Genomic DNA, 15,023 nt, shown 5'->3' with positions numbered 1-15,023 from the left:
GAAGAGATGGCTGCTCACACCAGCCAGTCGGTGGCGAAGGCCGCGGACGGCGAGGGCCTGGAGGCCCCCGCCGTCCGCGGCCGGAGCCGCATGACTGACAACCGCGGCGGAGCGAGGCGCGCCCTCGCCACCCACTGGTACGCCTGGGCCATGGTCGCCCCGGTGGTGCTCGTGCTCGGCGTGATCATCGGCTGGCCGCTCGTCCGGGGCGTCTACCTCTCGCTGACCGACGCCAACGAACGCAACGTCGCCCGCACCATCGGCGCCAACCACATCGAGGCGACGTACGAGTTCGTCGGCCTCGACAACTACGCGGACGTCCTCGCCGACCCGGTGTTCCTGCAGCGGCTGGTGTGGACCATCACCTGGACCGTCCTGTGCGTGTCGATCACCTTCGCGCTCGGGCTGGCCCTCGCCACCATGCTCAACCGCGAGTTCCGCGGCCGCGCCGCCTACCGCATGGCGCTCATCCTGCCGTGGGCCGTCCCCGGCTTCGTGTCCGTCTTCGCCTGGCGGTTCCTCTTCAACCGCGACAGCGGCATCCTCAACAAGCTCCTCGACGGCGGCGGGATCTCCGCGATCCCGTGGCTCGACGACCCGACCTGGGCCAAGGTCTCCGTCATCGCCGTCAACGTCTGGCTCGGCGTCCCCTTCATGATGGTGGCCCTGCTCGGCGGACTGCAGTCCATCCCCGGCGAGCTGTACGAGGCCGCCGAGATGGACGGGGCCACCCCCTGGCAGCGGTTCCGGCACATCACGCTGCCGGGTCTGCGGGCGGTGAGCATGACCGTGATCCTGCTCTCCACCATCTGGACCTTCAACATGTTCCCGGTGATCTTCCTGCTGACCCGGGGCGGACCCGGTGACTCCACCGAGATCCTCGTGACCCAGGCCTTCCGCGAGGCCTTCGTCTCCAGCCCGCGCGACTTCGCCGGCTCCGCGACCTGGGGCGTGCTGATCCTCGCCCTGCTCATGATCTTCGCGCTGGTCTACCGGCGCTCGCTGCGCAAGCAGGGAGAGGTGTGGTGACCATGACGAACGACGTTTCCGCGCGCAAGCGGGGCGAGCGCTCACCGCTCGCCTCGGCGGGCCTGCACGCCACCCTGACCGTCGCCTCGGTGATCGCCGTCTTCCCGGTGCTGTGGGTCCTGCTGACCTCCATCAAGCCCGCGAAGCATGCCATCTCCACGGACTTCGTGAAGGAGCCCACCCTCGACAACTACCGCTACCTGGTGGAGTCGACCTCCTTCTTCACCTGGTTCGGCAACTCCGTCCTCGTCGCCGGGATCACCACGGTCCTCGGCGTGTTCATCGCCGCCACCACCGGATACGCGGTCAGCCGGTTCAAGTTCCCCGGCATGAAGCCGCTGATGTGGACGCTGCTCATCACGCAGATGTTCCCGATGGCCATCCTCATCGTCCCGCTCTACAACCTCATGGGACAGCTCGGACTGCTCAACCAGCCCATCGGCCTGGTCATCACCTACCTCACCATCGCCGTGCCGTTCTGCGCCTGGATGATGAAGGGCTTCTTCGACACCATCCCGGTCGAGATCGACGAATCCGGCCGCGTCGACGGGCTCAACCCCTTCGGCACCTTCTGGCGCCTCATCCTGCCCCTCGCCAAGCCCGGCCTCGCCGTCACCGGCTTCTACGCCTTCATCACCGCCTGGGGCGAGGTCGCGTACGCCTCCGCGTTCATGGTCGGCGACGAGCACCTCACCCTGGCCGGGGGCCTGCAGACCTTCGTCACCCAGTACACCTCCAACTGGGGTGCGATGAGCGCCGCTTCCGTCCTCATCGCCATCCCCGCGGCGTTCTTCTTCCTCTTCGCCCAGCGTCACCTCGTCGCCGGTATGACAGCGGGCGCGACCAAGGGCTGACCACCCTCCCCGCATCCCCGCTCCGGCCCGACCTCTCCAAGGACACCTTGGCTTCCTCCCTTCCTAGCGGCAGGGAGGTTCCACCCTCACGGGAGGGATTTCCTGCTTCACCACCGACTGCCCCGCACGAGAGGCGGTACTTGAATGCCCGCTTCACAGAAGAAGAAGCCCTCACGCCCCCGACGCTAGGGGCGGTCACGATCCGAACACAAACACAGGTCACAGCATCACGCAGCGGTACGCCACCGTCGTGCGGCCCGGAGCCGAAGATGCGTTTCCTTCCCCGGTTGGCGCCGGGGGTACCTATGCCAGGAGATTGGGATGACCCAGCACCTCGCCGCCGAGACTTCGTTCGACGGCCTCCCCGCCACGACCGCGACGCGGCCCGGCTGGTGGAGAGAAGCGGTGATCTACCAGGTCTATCCGCGCAGCTTCGCAGACTCCAACGGGGACGGCATGGGGGACCTCGAAGGCATCCGCAGCCGGCTGCCCTACCTGAAGGAGCTGGGCGTCGACGCCGTCTGGCTCAGCCCCTTCTACGCCTCCCCGCAGGCCGACGCCGGCTACGACGTCGCCGACTACCGGGCCATCGACCCCATGTTCGGCACCCTGCACGACGCCGACGCCGTGATCCGCGAAGCCCACGCCCTGGGCCTGCGCATCATCGTCGACCTCGTCCCCAACCACTGCTCCGACCAGCACGAATGGTTCAAGCAGGCGCTGCGCGAGGGGCCGGGCAGCCCGCTGCGCGAACGTTTCCACTTCCGGCCCGGGAGCGGCCCGGACGGCTCCCTGCCCCCCAACGACTGGGAGTCGATCTTCGGCGGACCGGCCTGGACCCGGGTGGCGGACGGGCAGTGGTACCTGCACCTGTTCGCGCCCGAGCAGCCCGACTTCAACTGGGAACACCCCGCCGTACAGGACGAGTTCCGCTCCATCCTGCGCTTCTGGCTGGACCTCGGCACCGACGGCTTCCGCATCGACGTCGCCCACGGCCTGGTCAAGGCCCCCGGCCTGCCCGACCTCGGCCGCGACGAACAGCTCAAGCTGCTCGGCAACCAGGTGCTGCCGTTCTTCGACCAGGACGGGGTCCATGAGATCTACCGCTCCTGGCGCAAGGTGCTCGACGAGTACGCGGGCGACCGCATCGGCGTCGCCGAGGCCTGGACCCCGAGCGCGGAGCGGACGGCCATGTACCTGCGGCCCGACGAGCTGCACCAGGCCTTCAACTTCCACTACCTGAGCACCGGCTGGGACGCGGTCGCGCTGCGCGGCGCCATCGACGACTCGCTGGACGCGATGCGGCCGGTGGGGGCGCCGACGACGTGGGTGCTGTCCAACCACGACGTCGTACGGCACCGGACCCGCTTCGGGAGCCTGGCCCGGGCGCGGGCCGCCGCGCTGCTGATGCTGGCGCTGCCCGGATCGGCGTACGTGTACCAGGGCGAGGAACTCGGCCTGCCGGAGGTGGTGGACCTGCCGGACTCCGTGCGCCAGGACCCGTCCTTCTTCAAGGAGAACGGCCAGGACGGGCTCCGCGACGGCTGCCGCGTACCGATCCCGTGGTCCGGGACCGAGGCCCCGTACGGCTTCGGCGACGGCGGCAGCTGGCTGCCGCAGCCGGCCGAATGGGCGGGGCTGAGCGTCGAGGCGCAGACCGGTGACCCCGGCTCCACGCTGGAGCTGTACCGGGCGGCGCTGCGGATCCGCCGCGAGCGGCCCGAGCTGGGGGCGGGCGACGCCGTGGAGTGGCTGGACGCGCCCGCCGGCGTACTGGCGTTCCGGCGGGGCGCCTTCGTGTGCACGGTCAACACGACGGACGAGGCCGTGCGGATGACCCCGCCCGGCACGGTGCTCCTCGCCAGCGGCGACGTCACGGACCCCGGCGTGCTGGAGGCCGACACGGCGGTGTGGTGGCAGGGGTGACCTCCCCCCTTCGGCTGACGGACATCGCCGCGCAGGCCCGGGTCAGCGAGGCGACCGTCAGCCGTGTGGTCAACGGCAAGGCGGGCGTGGCGGCCGGCACCCGGCACAGGGTGCTGGCCGCCATGGACCTGCTGGGCTACGAGCGGCCGGTGCGGCTCAAGCGGCGCAGCAACGGCCTGGTGGGGCTCCTGATCCCGGAGCTCACCAACCCCATCTTCCCCGCGTTCGCGCAGGTCATCGAGCAGGCGCTCGCAGGGCACGGCTACACGCCGGTGCTGTGCACGCAGACGCCGGGCGGGGCCACCGAGGACGAGCTGGTGGAGCAGCTGGAGGAGCGGGGGGTCACCGGGATCGTCTTCCTGTCCGGGCTGCACGCGGACCGCACCCTGGACCCCTCGCGCTACCAGCGCCTCTCCTCGCGGGGCGTCCCGTTCGTCCTGATCAACGGCTTCAACGAGCACGTCAACGCCCCGTTCATCTCCCCGGACGACCGGGCGGCCGCCGACATGGCCGTACGCCACCTGGAGGACCTGGGACACCGGCGGATCGGCTTGGCGATCGGGCCGACGCGCTACGTCCCCTCCGCCCGCAAGGAGGCGGCGTTCGCCGCCGCCGTGCCGGGGGCGGAGGAGGAAGGCCTCATCCAGCGCACGCTGTTCACGGTGGAGGGCGGCCACGCGGCGGGGGGCGCGCTGCTGGACCGCGGCTGCACGGGCATCGTGTGCGGCAGCGATCCGATGGCGCTCGGGGTGATACGGGCGGCCCGGGAACGGGGCCTGCGCGTCCCGGAGGACGTCTCGGTGGTCGGCTTCGACGACTCCCCGCTGATCGCCTTCACCGACCCTCCCCTGACGACGATCCGCCAGCCGGTCCGCGCGATGGCGACGGCGGCGGTCGGAGCCCTCCTCGAAGCGGTGGCCGGCACCCCGGTCCAGCGCACGGAGTACGTTTTCCAGCCGGAACTGGTCGTCCGCGGCTCGACGGGCCAGGTGCGGGGGGCCTAGCGCGCCCCGCACCCGGCGCGACGGGGCGTTACGCCCGCTGCAGCCCGTCCGACGTCGCCGGGGAGGTCAGGCCCAGGAGGGCCGAGGCCGTCTGGAGCGGGGTGAGGGGGGTGGCCGGGCGGAGCGGGGCGGCGGAGCGGCAGGTGAAGCCGAGTGCCGTCATGGCCCGGGTGACCTCCGCGGAGCTGAAATCGCGGCGGTCCTGGCGGGTCACGACCTCGCCCACCTGCTTCACCGGGTACTGGCGCCGGCCGATGATGACGGAGTCACCGATGACCGGTTCGGGCTTGACGCCCTTCATCGCGTCCAGCACACCGCTCTTGGTGAGCTCGAAGGGGAAGCGGGCGATGACGCAGCGCATGGGACCTCACAGGGTGGGAGGGAGCTGTCGGGAGGGGAGTGAGTGGTCCTACGCGGCTGCGCCGAAGGACCGGCGGCGACCGCGCCGGGCGGCGCCGCCGCGGGTGGTGCGCGCGGCGGGGGGCGCCGTGATGGTGACCGGGACGCCCGACGGCGCCTGGGCGCCGGTGATGCGGTTCAGCTCCGCCTCGCCGGAGCGCACCTGGGTGGTCCGCGGGGAGATCCCGGCGGCGGCCATCAGCCGCACCATGTCACGGCGCTGGTTCGGGGTGACCAGGGTGACGACGCTGCCCGACTCCCCGGCGCGGGCGGTGCGGCCGCCGCGGTGGAGGTAGTCCTTCGGGTCGGTCGGCGGGTCGACGTTGACGACGAGGTCGAGGTTGTCGACGTGGATGCCGCGGGCCGCGACGTTGGTCGCGACGAGGACCGTGACGTGCCCGGTCTTGAACTGCGCGAGGGTGCGGGTGCGCTGGGGCTGGGACTTGCCGCCGTGCAGCGCCGCGGCGCGGACACCGCTGTTCAGCAGGTCCTGCGTCAGGCGGTCCACCGCGTGCTTGGTGTCCAGGAACATGATCACGCGCCCGTCGCGGGCGGCGATCTCGGTCGTGGTGGCCTGCTTGTCGGCGCCGTGGACGTGGAGCACGTGGTGCTCCATCGTCGTGACCGCACCGGCGGAGGGGTCCACGGAGTGCACCACGGGGTCGGTCAGGTAGCGGCGGACCAGCAGGTCGACGTTGCGGTCCAGGGTCGCGGAGAACAGCATCCGCTGGCCCTCCGGACGCACCTGGTCGAGCAGGGCCGTGACCTGCGGCATGAAGCCCATGTCGGCCATCTGGTCGGCCTCGTCGAGCACGGTGACGGCCACCTGGTTCAGCCGGCAGTCACCCCGTTCGATGAGGTCCGCGAGCCGGCCCGGGGTCGCGACGACGACTTCGGCGCCGCCGCGCAGCGCGCCCGCCTGCTTGCCGATCGACATGCCGCCGACAACGGTGGCCAGGCGCAGCCTCAGCGAGCGGGCGTACGGGGCCAGTGCGTCGGTCACCTGCTGCGCGAGCTCACGGGTGGGTACGAGGACCAGCGCGAGCGGCTGACGCGGTTCGGCGCGCTGTCCCGCCGTGCGGGCCAGCATGGCGAGCCCGAAGGCCAGGGTCTTGCCGGAGCCCGTACGGCCCCGGCCGAGGACGTCGCGTCCGGCGAGGGTGTTGGGCAGGGTCGCGGCCTGGATCGGGAAGGGTACGCGGACGCCCTCGGCGACGAGGGCGGCCAGCAGCTGCTCCGGCATGTCCAGGTCGGCGAACGCCTCGACGGCCGGGAGCGCCGGCGTGAGGGTGACGGGCGCGGCGAACTCACCCTGGAGCGCGGCCGGACGGCGACCGTAACCGCCGGAGCGGGCGGGAGCGCCGGTGCGGTTCGTGCCGGGGGAGCCGAAGCGGGTGCCGCGGTTCACGGAGCCGCCCGCGGCGCGGGTGCGGGGGGAGCGGTCGTTCGTGCGTGTGCGGTTCATGCTGAACCTTCCTCGATACGGGGACGGCACGCGTCGAGGGAATTCAGCAGCGCATCGGAATGACCGCGCGAATTCACAGGAACGAGCCGACTGAATGCCGACGGCAGTGGTCGCGGGCGGCATCGAATGCCGGCCGGAGTACCGTGACGTGGGCGCCGAAACGGGGACCGGGAGACCGGCCGCCATTCGGACGGAAAAGTCGTGGGAAACCGGGGGAGTGAGGCACCCGGTGGATGCTCGCGCGGGCCGTGGGAGGCGGGCGGAGGCAGGGAGGGGCGGGGGTAACACAACGAGCTGGGGCCCGCACCCCAAGGTGCGGGCCCCAGCTGCGTGATGATGCGCCGGTATCAGGCGGTGACGATGTTCTCGGCGGTCGGGCCCTTCTGGCCCTGCGCGATGTCGAAGCTCACCTTCTGGCCTTCCTGGAGCTCACGGAAGCCCTGGGAGGCGATGTTCGAGTAGTGGGCGAACACGTCAGGACCGCCGCCCTCCTGCTCGATGAAGCCGAAACCCTTTTCCGCGTTGAACCACTTCACGGTGCCGTTAGCCATTTTGAATCTCCTTCGGGGCACGAGCCCAGAGTCCGCACTGTACGGATCTCAAGTCGCCGCGATGATCGCCCGCCCGGGAGTTTCCGGCACACAGAAGCCTTCCGCCGGAATTTTCGTCCGGCGGTGGGCTGAAAGTTTGGGAACCACAACTGCAACTGAAATCACAGTAGCACGGTATGGCTGACGGCGCCGAGGGAAAAACGGGTGAGTCCGTCCCGGGAGGGAAATATTCACCGAGCCCGCGCCGAAATTCTGTGCTTGCCGCAGTAGGTATGGGGCTCGTTTTCCGTCGGATTTCCGCCCGTTATTCCGCCCGGCCGGCTGCCGCGCGGGGGTGGGCGGCGTCAGGGTGCGCGGCGGTGGGTCGGGGGTGGCTCGCGCCGGGAACTCGGATCGCCCCGGGCTGCGCCCCGGCCCCCCGACTGTCGGGGACACGTCGCGGAAACATTTCTGCAATCTCTTGCGCAAGGTCTTGCAGCTGCGGTGTCCGGGACCTACGGTCGCTGCAATCCCCGCCTGTTCGACCCGCGTTCCCCGCCTGTACTGCGCCTCTCCGCCAGGAGGAAACCCCCCATGCCGACGATTCCGCGCGCCCGCAGAGCCCTGCTCGCCGCCGCCGTGCTCGCCGCCGCCTGCGTCAGTACGCAGGCGGTCCCCGCCGTCGCCGCCGCACCCGGTGCGAAGGACGTCACCGCCGTGATGTTCGAGTGGCGGTTCGATTCCGTGGCCAAGGCCTGCCGGGACAGCCTGGGGCCCGCCGGGTACGGGTACGTGCAGGTGTCGCCGCCGCAGGAGCACGTCCAGGGCGCGCAGTGGTGGACCTCGTACCAGCCCGTCAGCTACAAGATCGCCGGGCGGCTCGGGGACCGGGCCGCCTTCAAGGGCATGGTGGACGCCTGCCACGCCGCCGGGGTGAAGGTCGTCGCGGACTCCGTCGTCAACCACATGGCCGCCGGTGACGGGACCGGAACGGGAGGCACTTCGTACACGAAGTACGACTACCCGGGGCTGTACTCCGGCTCAGACATGGACGACTGCCGGGCGACCATCTCGAACTACGCCGACCGCGCCAACGTACAGAACTGCGAACTCGTGCAGCTGGCGGACCTGGACACCGGTGAGGACCACGTGCGGGGGCAGATCGCCGGGTACCTCAACGACCTGCTCTCCCTCGGTGTCGACGGCTTCCGGATCGACGCGGCCAAGCACATGCCCGCCGCCGACCTCGCCGCGATCAAGTCCCGCCTGACCAACCCGAACGCCTACTGGAAGCAGGAGGCGATCTACGGGGCCGGGGAGGCCGTCCAGCCGGGCGAGTACCTCGGCAACGGCGACGTCCAGGAGTTCCGCTACGCCCGCGACCTCAAGCGGGTCTTCGAGAACGAGAACCTCGCCTACCTCAAGAACTTCGGCGAGGCATGGGGGTACATGCCGAGCGGGCAGGCGGCCGTCTTCGTCGACAACCACGACACCGAGCGCGGCGGCGACACCCTCAACTACAAGTACGGCGCCGACTACACCCTCGCCAACGTGTTCATGCTGGCCTGGCCCTACGGCTCGCCCGACGTGCACTCCGGCTACGAGTGGACCGACAAGGACGCCGGCCCCCCGAACGGCGGCACGGTGAACGCCTGTTACGCCGACGGCTGGAAGTGCCAGCACGCCTGGCGGGAGATCTCCTCCATGGTCGCCTTCCGCAACGCGGCGCGCGGCCAGGCCGTCACCGACTGGTGGGACAACGGCGGCGACCAGATCGCCTTCGGGCGGGGGGCGAAGGCGTACGTCGCCATCAACCACGAGGCCTCGGCCCTGACACGGACCTTCCAGACCTCCCTGCCGTCCGGCGCCTACTGCGACGTGCAGAGCGGGCGGACGGTCACCGTCGGCGCGTCGGGGCAGTTCACGGCCACCCTCGGCGCGAACACGGCCGTGGCCCTGCACGTCGGGGCCCGCAGCTGCACGGCGCCGCAGCCGGCCCCGGCGCCGGTCGCGGCCGGCGCCTCGTTCGCCGTGAACGCCACCACCGTCCCCGGCCAGAACATCTACGTCACCGGAGACCAGAGCGCCCTCGGCAACTGGAACACCGGCAGCGCCCTGGTGCTCGACCCGGCCGCCTACCCCGTCTGGAAGCTCGACGTCACGCTCCCGGCCGGGACCGCCTTCGCGTACAAGTACCTCCGCAAGGACGCGGCCGGGAACGTCACCTGGGAGAGCGGTTCCAACCGCACCGCCACCGTGCCCGCCGACGGCAAGGTCACGCTGACCGACGCCTGGCGCGGCTGACCCCTTCCAAGGAGATCCGCAGTGATACGCCCCGTCGTCGCAGGAATGCTCACGGCCGCCCTGGCCGTGACGTTCCTGCCCGCCCTCCCGGCGGCGGCCGCCGCCAAGGCGCCACCGCCCCCGCCCTCGGACGCGAAACTCGCGGCCGAGCCCGCCCGCCACGACCTGACCCGGGAACAGTTCTACTTCGTCCTGCCCGACCGGTTCGCGAACGGCGACCCGCGCAACGACCGGGGCGGGCTGACCGGCTCCCGGCTGGAAACCGGGCTGGACCCGACCGACAAGGGCTTCTACCAGGGCGGCGACCTCAAAGGGCTGACGGACCGGCTCGACTACATCAAGGGGCTCGGCACCACCGCCATCTGGATGGCGCCGATCTTCAAGAACCAGCCGGTCCAGGGCACGGGCAACGACGCGTCGGCCGGCTACCACGGCTACTGGATCACCGACTTCACACAGGTCGACCCGCACTTCGGCACCAACGCCGACCTCGAGCGCCTGATCGACAAGGCGCACAAGAAGGGGATGAAGGTCTTCTTCGACGTCATCACCAACCACACCGCCGATGTCGTGGACTACCGGGAGGGCTCCCACGACTACCTCTCGAAGGGCGCCTTCCCCTACCTGACCAAGGACGGCGTGCCCTTCGACGACCGGGACTACGCCGACGGGAAGCAGAAGTTCCCGGCGACCGGTCCCGGCTCCTTCCCGCGCACGCCCTTCGTCCCCGAGGCGAAGAAGAACCTCAAGTCCCCTGCCTGGCTCAACGATCCGTCGATGTACCACAACCGGGGCGACTCGACCTTCGCGGGCGAGTCCGCCGAGCAGGGCGACTTCTCCGGCCTGGACGACCTGTGGACCGAGCGTCCCGAGGTCGTCAGCGGCATGGAGAAGATCTACGAGAAGTGGGTCGCCGATTTCGCCGTCGACGGCTTCCGCATCGACACCGTCAAACACGTCGACACCGGGTTCTGGACCCAGTGGGCGACCGCGCTCGACGCGTACGCGGCCCGCCACGGCCGCAAGAACTTCTTCATGTTCGGCGAGGTGTACTCCGCCGACACCGCCGTCACCTCCCCGTACGTGACCCGCGGCCGCCTCGACGCCACCCTCGACTTCCCGCTCCAGGACGCGATCCGCGCCTACGCCTCCCAGGGCGCGGCGGCCGGGCGGCTGGCGTCCGTGCTCGCTGACGACTACCGGTACACCACCGACAAGGCCAACGCCTACGAGCAGGTGACCTTCCTCGGCAACCACGACATGGGCCGTTTCGGTTCCTTCCTCAAGCAGGACCGGCCCGCGGCGACGGAGCAGGAACTGCTCGCGCGCTACCGCCTCGCCAACGAGCTGATGTTCCTCTCCCGCGGCAACCCGGTCGTCTACTCCGGCGACGAGCAGGGCTTCACCGGCTCCGGCGGCGACAAGGACGCCCGCCAGCCGCTGTTCGCGACCCGGGTCGCCGACTACCTGGACGACGACCAGCTCGGCACCGACCGCACCCACGCGAGCGACGCCTACGATCCGCAGCACCCCCTCTACCGGCAGATCAGCGCCCTCTCGAAGCTGACCCGGGACCACCCGGCCCTGCGCGACGGCATCCAGAGCGAGCGGCTCGCCGCCGGCTCCGTGTACGCCTTCGCCCGTACGGACCCGCGCAGCCGCACCGAGTACCTGGTGGCCGCCAACAACGGCGACCAGCCCCGTACCGTCACGCTCGACGCCCCGGCCGGCGCCGGGTACCGCGCCCTGTACGGCGGTACCGGCACCCCGCGCGCCGATGCCGCAGGCAAGCTCACGGTCACCGTGCCCGCCCTCGGGTCCGTGGTCCTCCAGGGCGTCACGTCCCTGCCCGCGCCCACCAGCCGGCCCGCCGTCACCCTCAAGGCCCCGGCGGTGGCCACCGGCACCATCGAGCTCACCGCCGACGTCACCGGCGGCGCCCTCGACCGCGTCGTCTTCGCCGCCCAGAGCGGCACCGGGCCCTGGCAGGTCCTCGGCTCCGCCGACCACGCCCCGTACAAGGTCACCCAGCAGGTCACCGCCGTGCCCGGCACCCCGCTGCGCTACAAGGCCGTCGTCGTCGACGCCTCCGGCCGCACCGCGGGGGCCCTGGCCTCCTCCACCGCCGGACAGGCCCCGCCCGTGGACGTGCCCACCGCCACCCGGCGCGACTACGCCGTCGTGCACTACCACCGCCCCGACGGCGACTACACGAACTGGCGGCTGTACGCCTGGGGCGACCTCGCGGACGGGGAAGCGACGCCCTGGCCCGCCGGACACGACTTCACCGGCCGCGACGCGTACGGCGCCTTCGCCTACGTCCGGCTGAAACCCGGCGCCTCCTCGCTCGGCTACCTCGTCATCGACAAGGACGGCACCAAGGACGTCTCCGCCGACCGCACCCTCGACCTGACCGCAACCGGTGAGATCTGGCTGGAACAGGGCCAGGAGGCCGTCCGCACCGACCGGCCCGCCTACCCGCCCCAGGACACCGCCAAGGCCGTCCTCCACTACCAGCGCCCCGACGGCGCCTACGACGGCTGGGGCCTGCACGTCTGGACCGGCGCCGCGGAGGCGACCGACTGGTCCCAGCCGCTCAGGCCGGCCCGCACCGACTCCTTCGGCGCGGTCTACGAGGTCCCCCTCGCCGCAGGCGCCACCAGCTTGAGCTACATCCTCCACAAGGGCGACGAGAAGGACCTCCCCACCGACCAGTCCCTCGATCTCAAGGCGACCGGCCACGAGGTGTGGATGCTGGGCGGCCGCGAGAAGTACCTGCTGCCGCAGCCCGCCGGATCGGCCGCCGCCCTGGACCTCACCAAGGCCGAAGCCGTCTGGATCGACCGCGACACCGTCGCCTGGAACGCGCCCGCGGCAGCCGCCTCCGTACAGCTCCTCGCCTCCCGCGAAGGCGCCGTCACCGCGGCCGGCGGCATCCTCCACGAGGCCGGCGCGCAGTGGCTGCGCCTGAACCGCTCCGAGCTCACCGCCGCCCAGAAGCAGAAGTTCCCGCACCTGGCCCGGTACGCCGCCTACACCGTCGACCCCCGCGACCGCGACCGCGTCCGGGGCGCCCTGCGCGGCCAGCTCGTCGCCAGCGCCCGCGCCGCGAACGGAGCCGTCCTGGCCGCGACCGGAGTGCAGCTCGCCGGGGTCCTGGACGACCTGTACGCCACCACGACCCCCCTCGGCCCCGTCTTCAAGGACGGCCGCCCCACCCTGTCGGTATGGGCGCCCACCGCCCAGCAGGTCTCCCTCGAACTCGACGGCCGGACGGTCGCGATGCGCCGCGACGACACCACCGGCGTCTGGTCGGTGCGCGGTGAGCGGAGCTGGACCGGCAAGCGCTACCGGTACGCCGTCACCGTCTGGGCCCCGTCCGTCCGCCAGGTGGTCCGCAACCTGGTCACCGACCCGTACTCCTCCGCCCTGACCACGGACTCCGCGTACAGCCTGGCCGTCGACCTCGCCGATCCCGGGCTGGCTCCGCCCGGCTGGCGCGAGCTGCGCAAGCCCGCGCCGGTACCCTTCGCCTCCGCGCAGATCCAGGAACTCCACATCCGGGACTTCTCGATCGCGGACCGCACCTCCGCCCACCCCGGCCAGTACCTGGCCTTCACCGACACCGCCTCGGCCGGTATGCGGCACCTGCGCGAGCTGGCCGCCTCGGGCACCTCCTACGTGCACCTCCTGCCGGCCTTCGACATCGCCACCATCCCCGAGAAGCCCTCCGACCGCACCGAACCGGCCTGCGACCTCAAGATCTACGCCCCCGACTCGGAGCAGCAGCAGGCCTGCGTGGCGGCCGCGGCCGCCAAGGACGCCTACAACTGGGGCTACGACCCGCTGCACTACACCGTGCCCGAGGGCTCGTACGCGAGCGATCCGGACGGCACCGCCCGCACCGTCGAGTTCCGCCGCATGGTGCAGTCGCTGAACGGGGCCGGCCTGCGCACCGTCATGGACGTGGTCTACAACCACACGGCGGCGTCGGGTCAGTCCGACGCGTCCGTCCTGGACCGCATCGTCCCCGGCTACTACCAGCGGCTGCTCGCCGACGGCAGCGTCGCCACCTCCAGCTGCTGCGCCGACACGGCGCCCGAGAACGCCATGATGGGCCGCCTCGTCGTGGACTCCGTCGTCACCTGGGCCAAGCAGTACAAGGTCGACGGCTTCCGCTTCGACCTGATGGGCCACCACCCGAAGGCGAACATCCTCGCCGTGCGCGCCGCCCTCGACGCCCTGACCGTCGAGAAGGACGGCGTCGACGGGAAGAAGATCATCCTCTACGGGGAGGGCTGGAACTTCGGCGAAGTCGCCGACGACGCCCGCTTCGTGCAGGCCACGCAGAAGAACATGGCCGGCACCGGCATCGCCACCTTCTCCGACCGCGCCCGCGACGCGGTCCGCGGCGGCGGCCCCTTCGACGAGGACCCCCGCGTCCAGGGCTTCGCCTCCGGCCTGTTCACCGACCCCAACGCCTCACCCGCGAACGGGAGTCCCGAGCAGCAGCGGGCCCGGCTCCTGCACGACCAGGACCTGATCAAGGTCGGGCTGACCGGCAACCTCGCCTCGTACGCCTTCACCGACACCGCCGGCCGCCGAACCAAGGGCTCCGAACTCGACTACAACGGCGCCCCGGCCGGGTACGCGGCCGCCCCCGGCGACGCACTCGCGTACGCCGACGCCCACGACAACGAAACACTGGCCGACGCCCTGACGTACAAGCTCCCGGCCGGGACGACGGCCGCCGACCGGGCCCGCATGCAGGTCCTGGCCCTGGCCGTCACCACCCTCTCGCAGGGCCCGTCCCTGTCCCAGGCCGGCACCGACCTGCTCCGCTCGAAGTCCCTGGACCGCAACTCCTTCGACAGCGGTGACTGGTTCAACGCCGTCCACTGGGACTGCCACGACGGCAACGGCTTCGGCCGGGGCCTGCCGCCCGCCGCCGACAACCGGGCCAAGTGGCCCTACGCGAAACCCCTGCTGACCACCGCGGCACCCGGCTGCGCCGAGATCGAGGGCGCCTCGGCCGCCTACCGCGACCTGCTGCGCATCCGTACGACGGAGCCCGCCTTCGCCCTCACCACGGCCGAAGCGGTCCAGTCGGGCGTGGCGTTCCCGCTGTCGGGGACGGCGGAGACGCCCGGGGTGATCACCATGACCGCCGGGGACCTGGTGGTCGTCTTCAACGCCACCCCCACCGCGCAGACCCAGCGCGTGGCGGCGCTCGCAGGCACCGCTTACACCCTGCACCCGGTGCAGGCGGCGGGCGCCGACAGCACGGTCAAGCAGGCGGCGTACGACGCCGCCACGGGCGAGTTCGAGGCCCCGGCGCGCACGGTCGCGGTCTTCACCCGGGGCCGCCACTGACGGGCGGGCCCGTGGCCTCCCGAGGTGGGGGGGGGGGGGGGGGGGCCCCCGGCCGGGGGCCGCCCCCCCGGGGCGCAACATACGAGACCCCACCACCCCCCCGGCCCGCCCCGGCGTGGGGGGGCGTGCTCAGGCGCGA

General features: G+C 71.5%; 9 protein-coding genes. 6 read left to right on the top strand and 3 right to left on the bottom strand.

Translation table 11 applies throughout. The features are described from left to right. Positions 1-6 precede the first annotated feature (6 nt). From ACIA6C_RS02060 to ACIA6C_RS02045, 4 genes are all read left to right on the top strand, one after another. Entirely contained in the window at positions 7-1,029 is a 1,023-nt protein-coding gene (locus ACIA6C_RS02060; protein WP_399272248.1) for a carbohydrate ABC transporter permease, read from the top strand. 2 nt (positions 1,030-1,031) lie between these two features. Beyond that, positions 1,032-1,883: a carbohydrate ABC transporter permease gene (locus tag ACIA6C_RS02055; protein WP_366080747.1), complete on the top strand. Its 852-nt coding sequence runs from the start codon at positions 1,032-1,034 to the stop codon at positions 1,881-1,883. A gap of 321 nt (positions 1,884-2,204) precedes the next feature. Beyond that, complete coding sequence (locus ACIA6C_RS02050; RefSeq protein WP_399272245.1) at positions 2,205-3,809, top strand: glycoside hydrolase family 13 protein; 1,605 nt, start codon at positions 2,205-2,207, stop codon at positions 3,807-3,809. Next, on the top strand, positions 3,794-4,813 hold the full coding sequence (locus ACIA6C_RS02045) for a LacI family DNA-binding transcriptional regulator (protein WP_399272243.1): 1,020 nt from the start codon (positions 3,794-3,796) through the stop codon (positions 4,811-4,813). Before ACIA6C_RS02050 ends, ACIA6C_RS02045 begins: the two co-directional genes overlap by 16 nt. Before the next feature lie 28 nt (positions 4,814-4,841). Here the strand turns inward: ACIA6C_RS02045 and ACIA6C_RS02040 are convergent, their stop codons facing one another. From ACIA6C_RS02040 to ACIA6C_RS02030, 3 genes are all read right to left on the bottom strand, one after another. Further along, a complete protein-coding gene (locus ACIA6C_RS02040; RefSeq protein ID WP_366082389.1) occupies positions 4,842-5,174 on the bottom strand; it encodes an SCO5918 family protein in 333 nt (110 codons plus the stop codon). A 48-nt stretch (positions 5,175-5,222) separates the two neighbouring features. Then, positions 5,223-6,677: a DEAD/DEAH box helicase gene (locus tag ACIA6C_RS02035; RefSeq protein ID WP_366082390.1), complete on the bottom strand. Its 1,455-nt coding sequence runs from the start codon at positions 6,675-6,677 to the stop codon at positions 5,223-5,225. Positions 6,678-7,024: 347 nt separating this feature from the next. Then, entirely contained in the window at positions 7,025-7,228 is a 204-nt protein-coding gene (locus ACIA6C_RS02030; protein ID WP_053678014.1) for a cold-shock protein, read from the bottom strand. A gap of 573 nt (positions 7,229-7,801) precedes the next feature. Here ACIA6C_RS02030 and ACIA6C_RS02025 point away from each other — a divergent pair. Further along, complete coding sequence (locus ACIA6C_RS02025) at positions 7,802-9,511, top strand: carbohydrate-binding module family 20 domain-containing protein (RefSeq protein ID WP_366082391.1); 1,710 nt, start codon at positions 7,802-7,804, stop codon at positions 9,509-9,511. 45 nt (positions 9,512-9,556) lie between these two features. After that, entirely contained in the window at positions 9,557-14,884 is a 5,328-nt protein-coding gene (gene pulA / locus ACIA6C_RS02020; protein ID WP_399274428.1) for a pullulanase-type alpha-1,6-glucosidase, read from the top strand. Positions 14,885-15,023 lie beyond the last annotated feature (139 nt).

This window comes from Streptomyces sp. NPDC051578, from assembly GCF_044454045.1.
GTDB lineage: Bacteria > Actinomycetota > Actinomycetes > Streptomycetales > Streptomycetaceae > Streptomyces.
Note: the sequence above shows the minus strand (reverse complement) of the source record. Positions and strands in the feature narration are given on the sequence as shown.

What these genes read in the sequence shown, in the direction of transcription:
- ACIA6C_RS02060 (WP_399272248.1), top strand. Translation starts at nt 7, where the DNA reads ATGGCTGCTCACACCAGCCAGTCGGTGGCGAAGGCCGCGGACGGCGAG.
- ACIA6C_RS02055 (WP_366080747.1), top strand. Translation starts at nt 1,032, where the DNA reads ATGACGAACGACGTTTCCGCGCGCAAGCGGGGCGAGCGCTCACCGCTC.
- ACIA6C_RS02050 (WP_399272245.1), top strand. Translation starts at nt 2,205, where the DNA reads ATGACCCAGCACCTCGCCGCCGAGACTTCGTTCGACGGCCTCCCCGCC.
- ACIA6C_RS02040 (WP_366082389.1), bottom strand. Translation starts at nt 5,174, where the DNA reads ATGCGCTGCGTCATCGCCCGCTTCCCCTTCGAGCTCACCAAGAGCGGT.
- ACIA6C_RS02035 (WP_366082390.1), bottom strand. Translation starts at nt 6,677, where the DNA reads ATGAACCGCACACGCACGAACGACCGCTCCCCCCGCACCCGCGCCGCG.
- ACIA6C_RS02030 (WP_053678014.1), bottom strand. Translation starts at nt 7,228, where the DNA reads ATGGCTAACGGCACCGTGAAGTGGTTCAACGCGGAAAAGGGTTTCGGC.
- ACIA6C_RS02025 (WP_366082391.1), top strand. Translation starts at nt 7,802, where the DNA reads ATGCCGACGATTCCGCGCGCCCGCAGAGCCCTGCTCGCCGCCGCCGTG.
- pulA (WP_399274428.1), top strand. Translation starts at nt 9,557, where the DNA reads ATGCTCACGGCCGCCCTGGCCGTGACGTTCCTGCCCGCCCTCCCGGCG.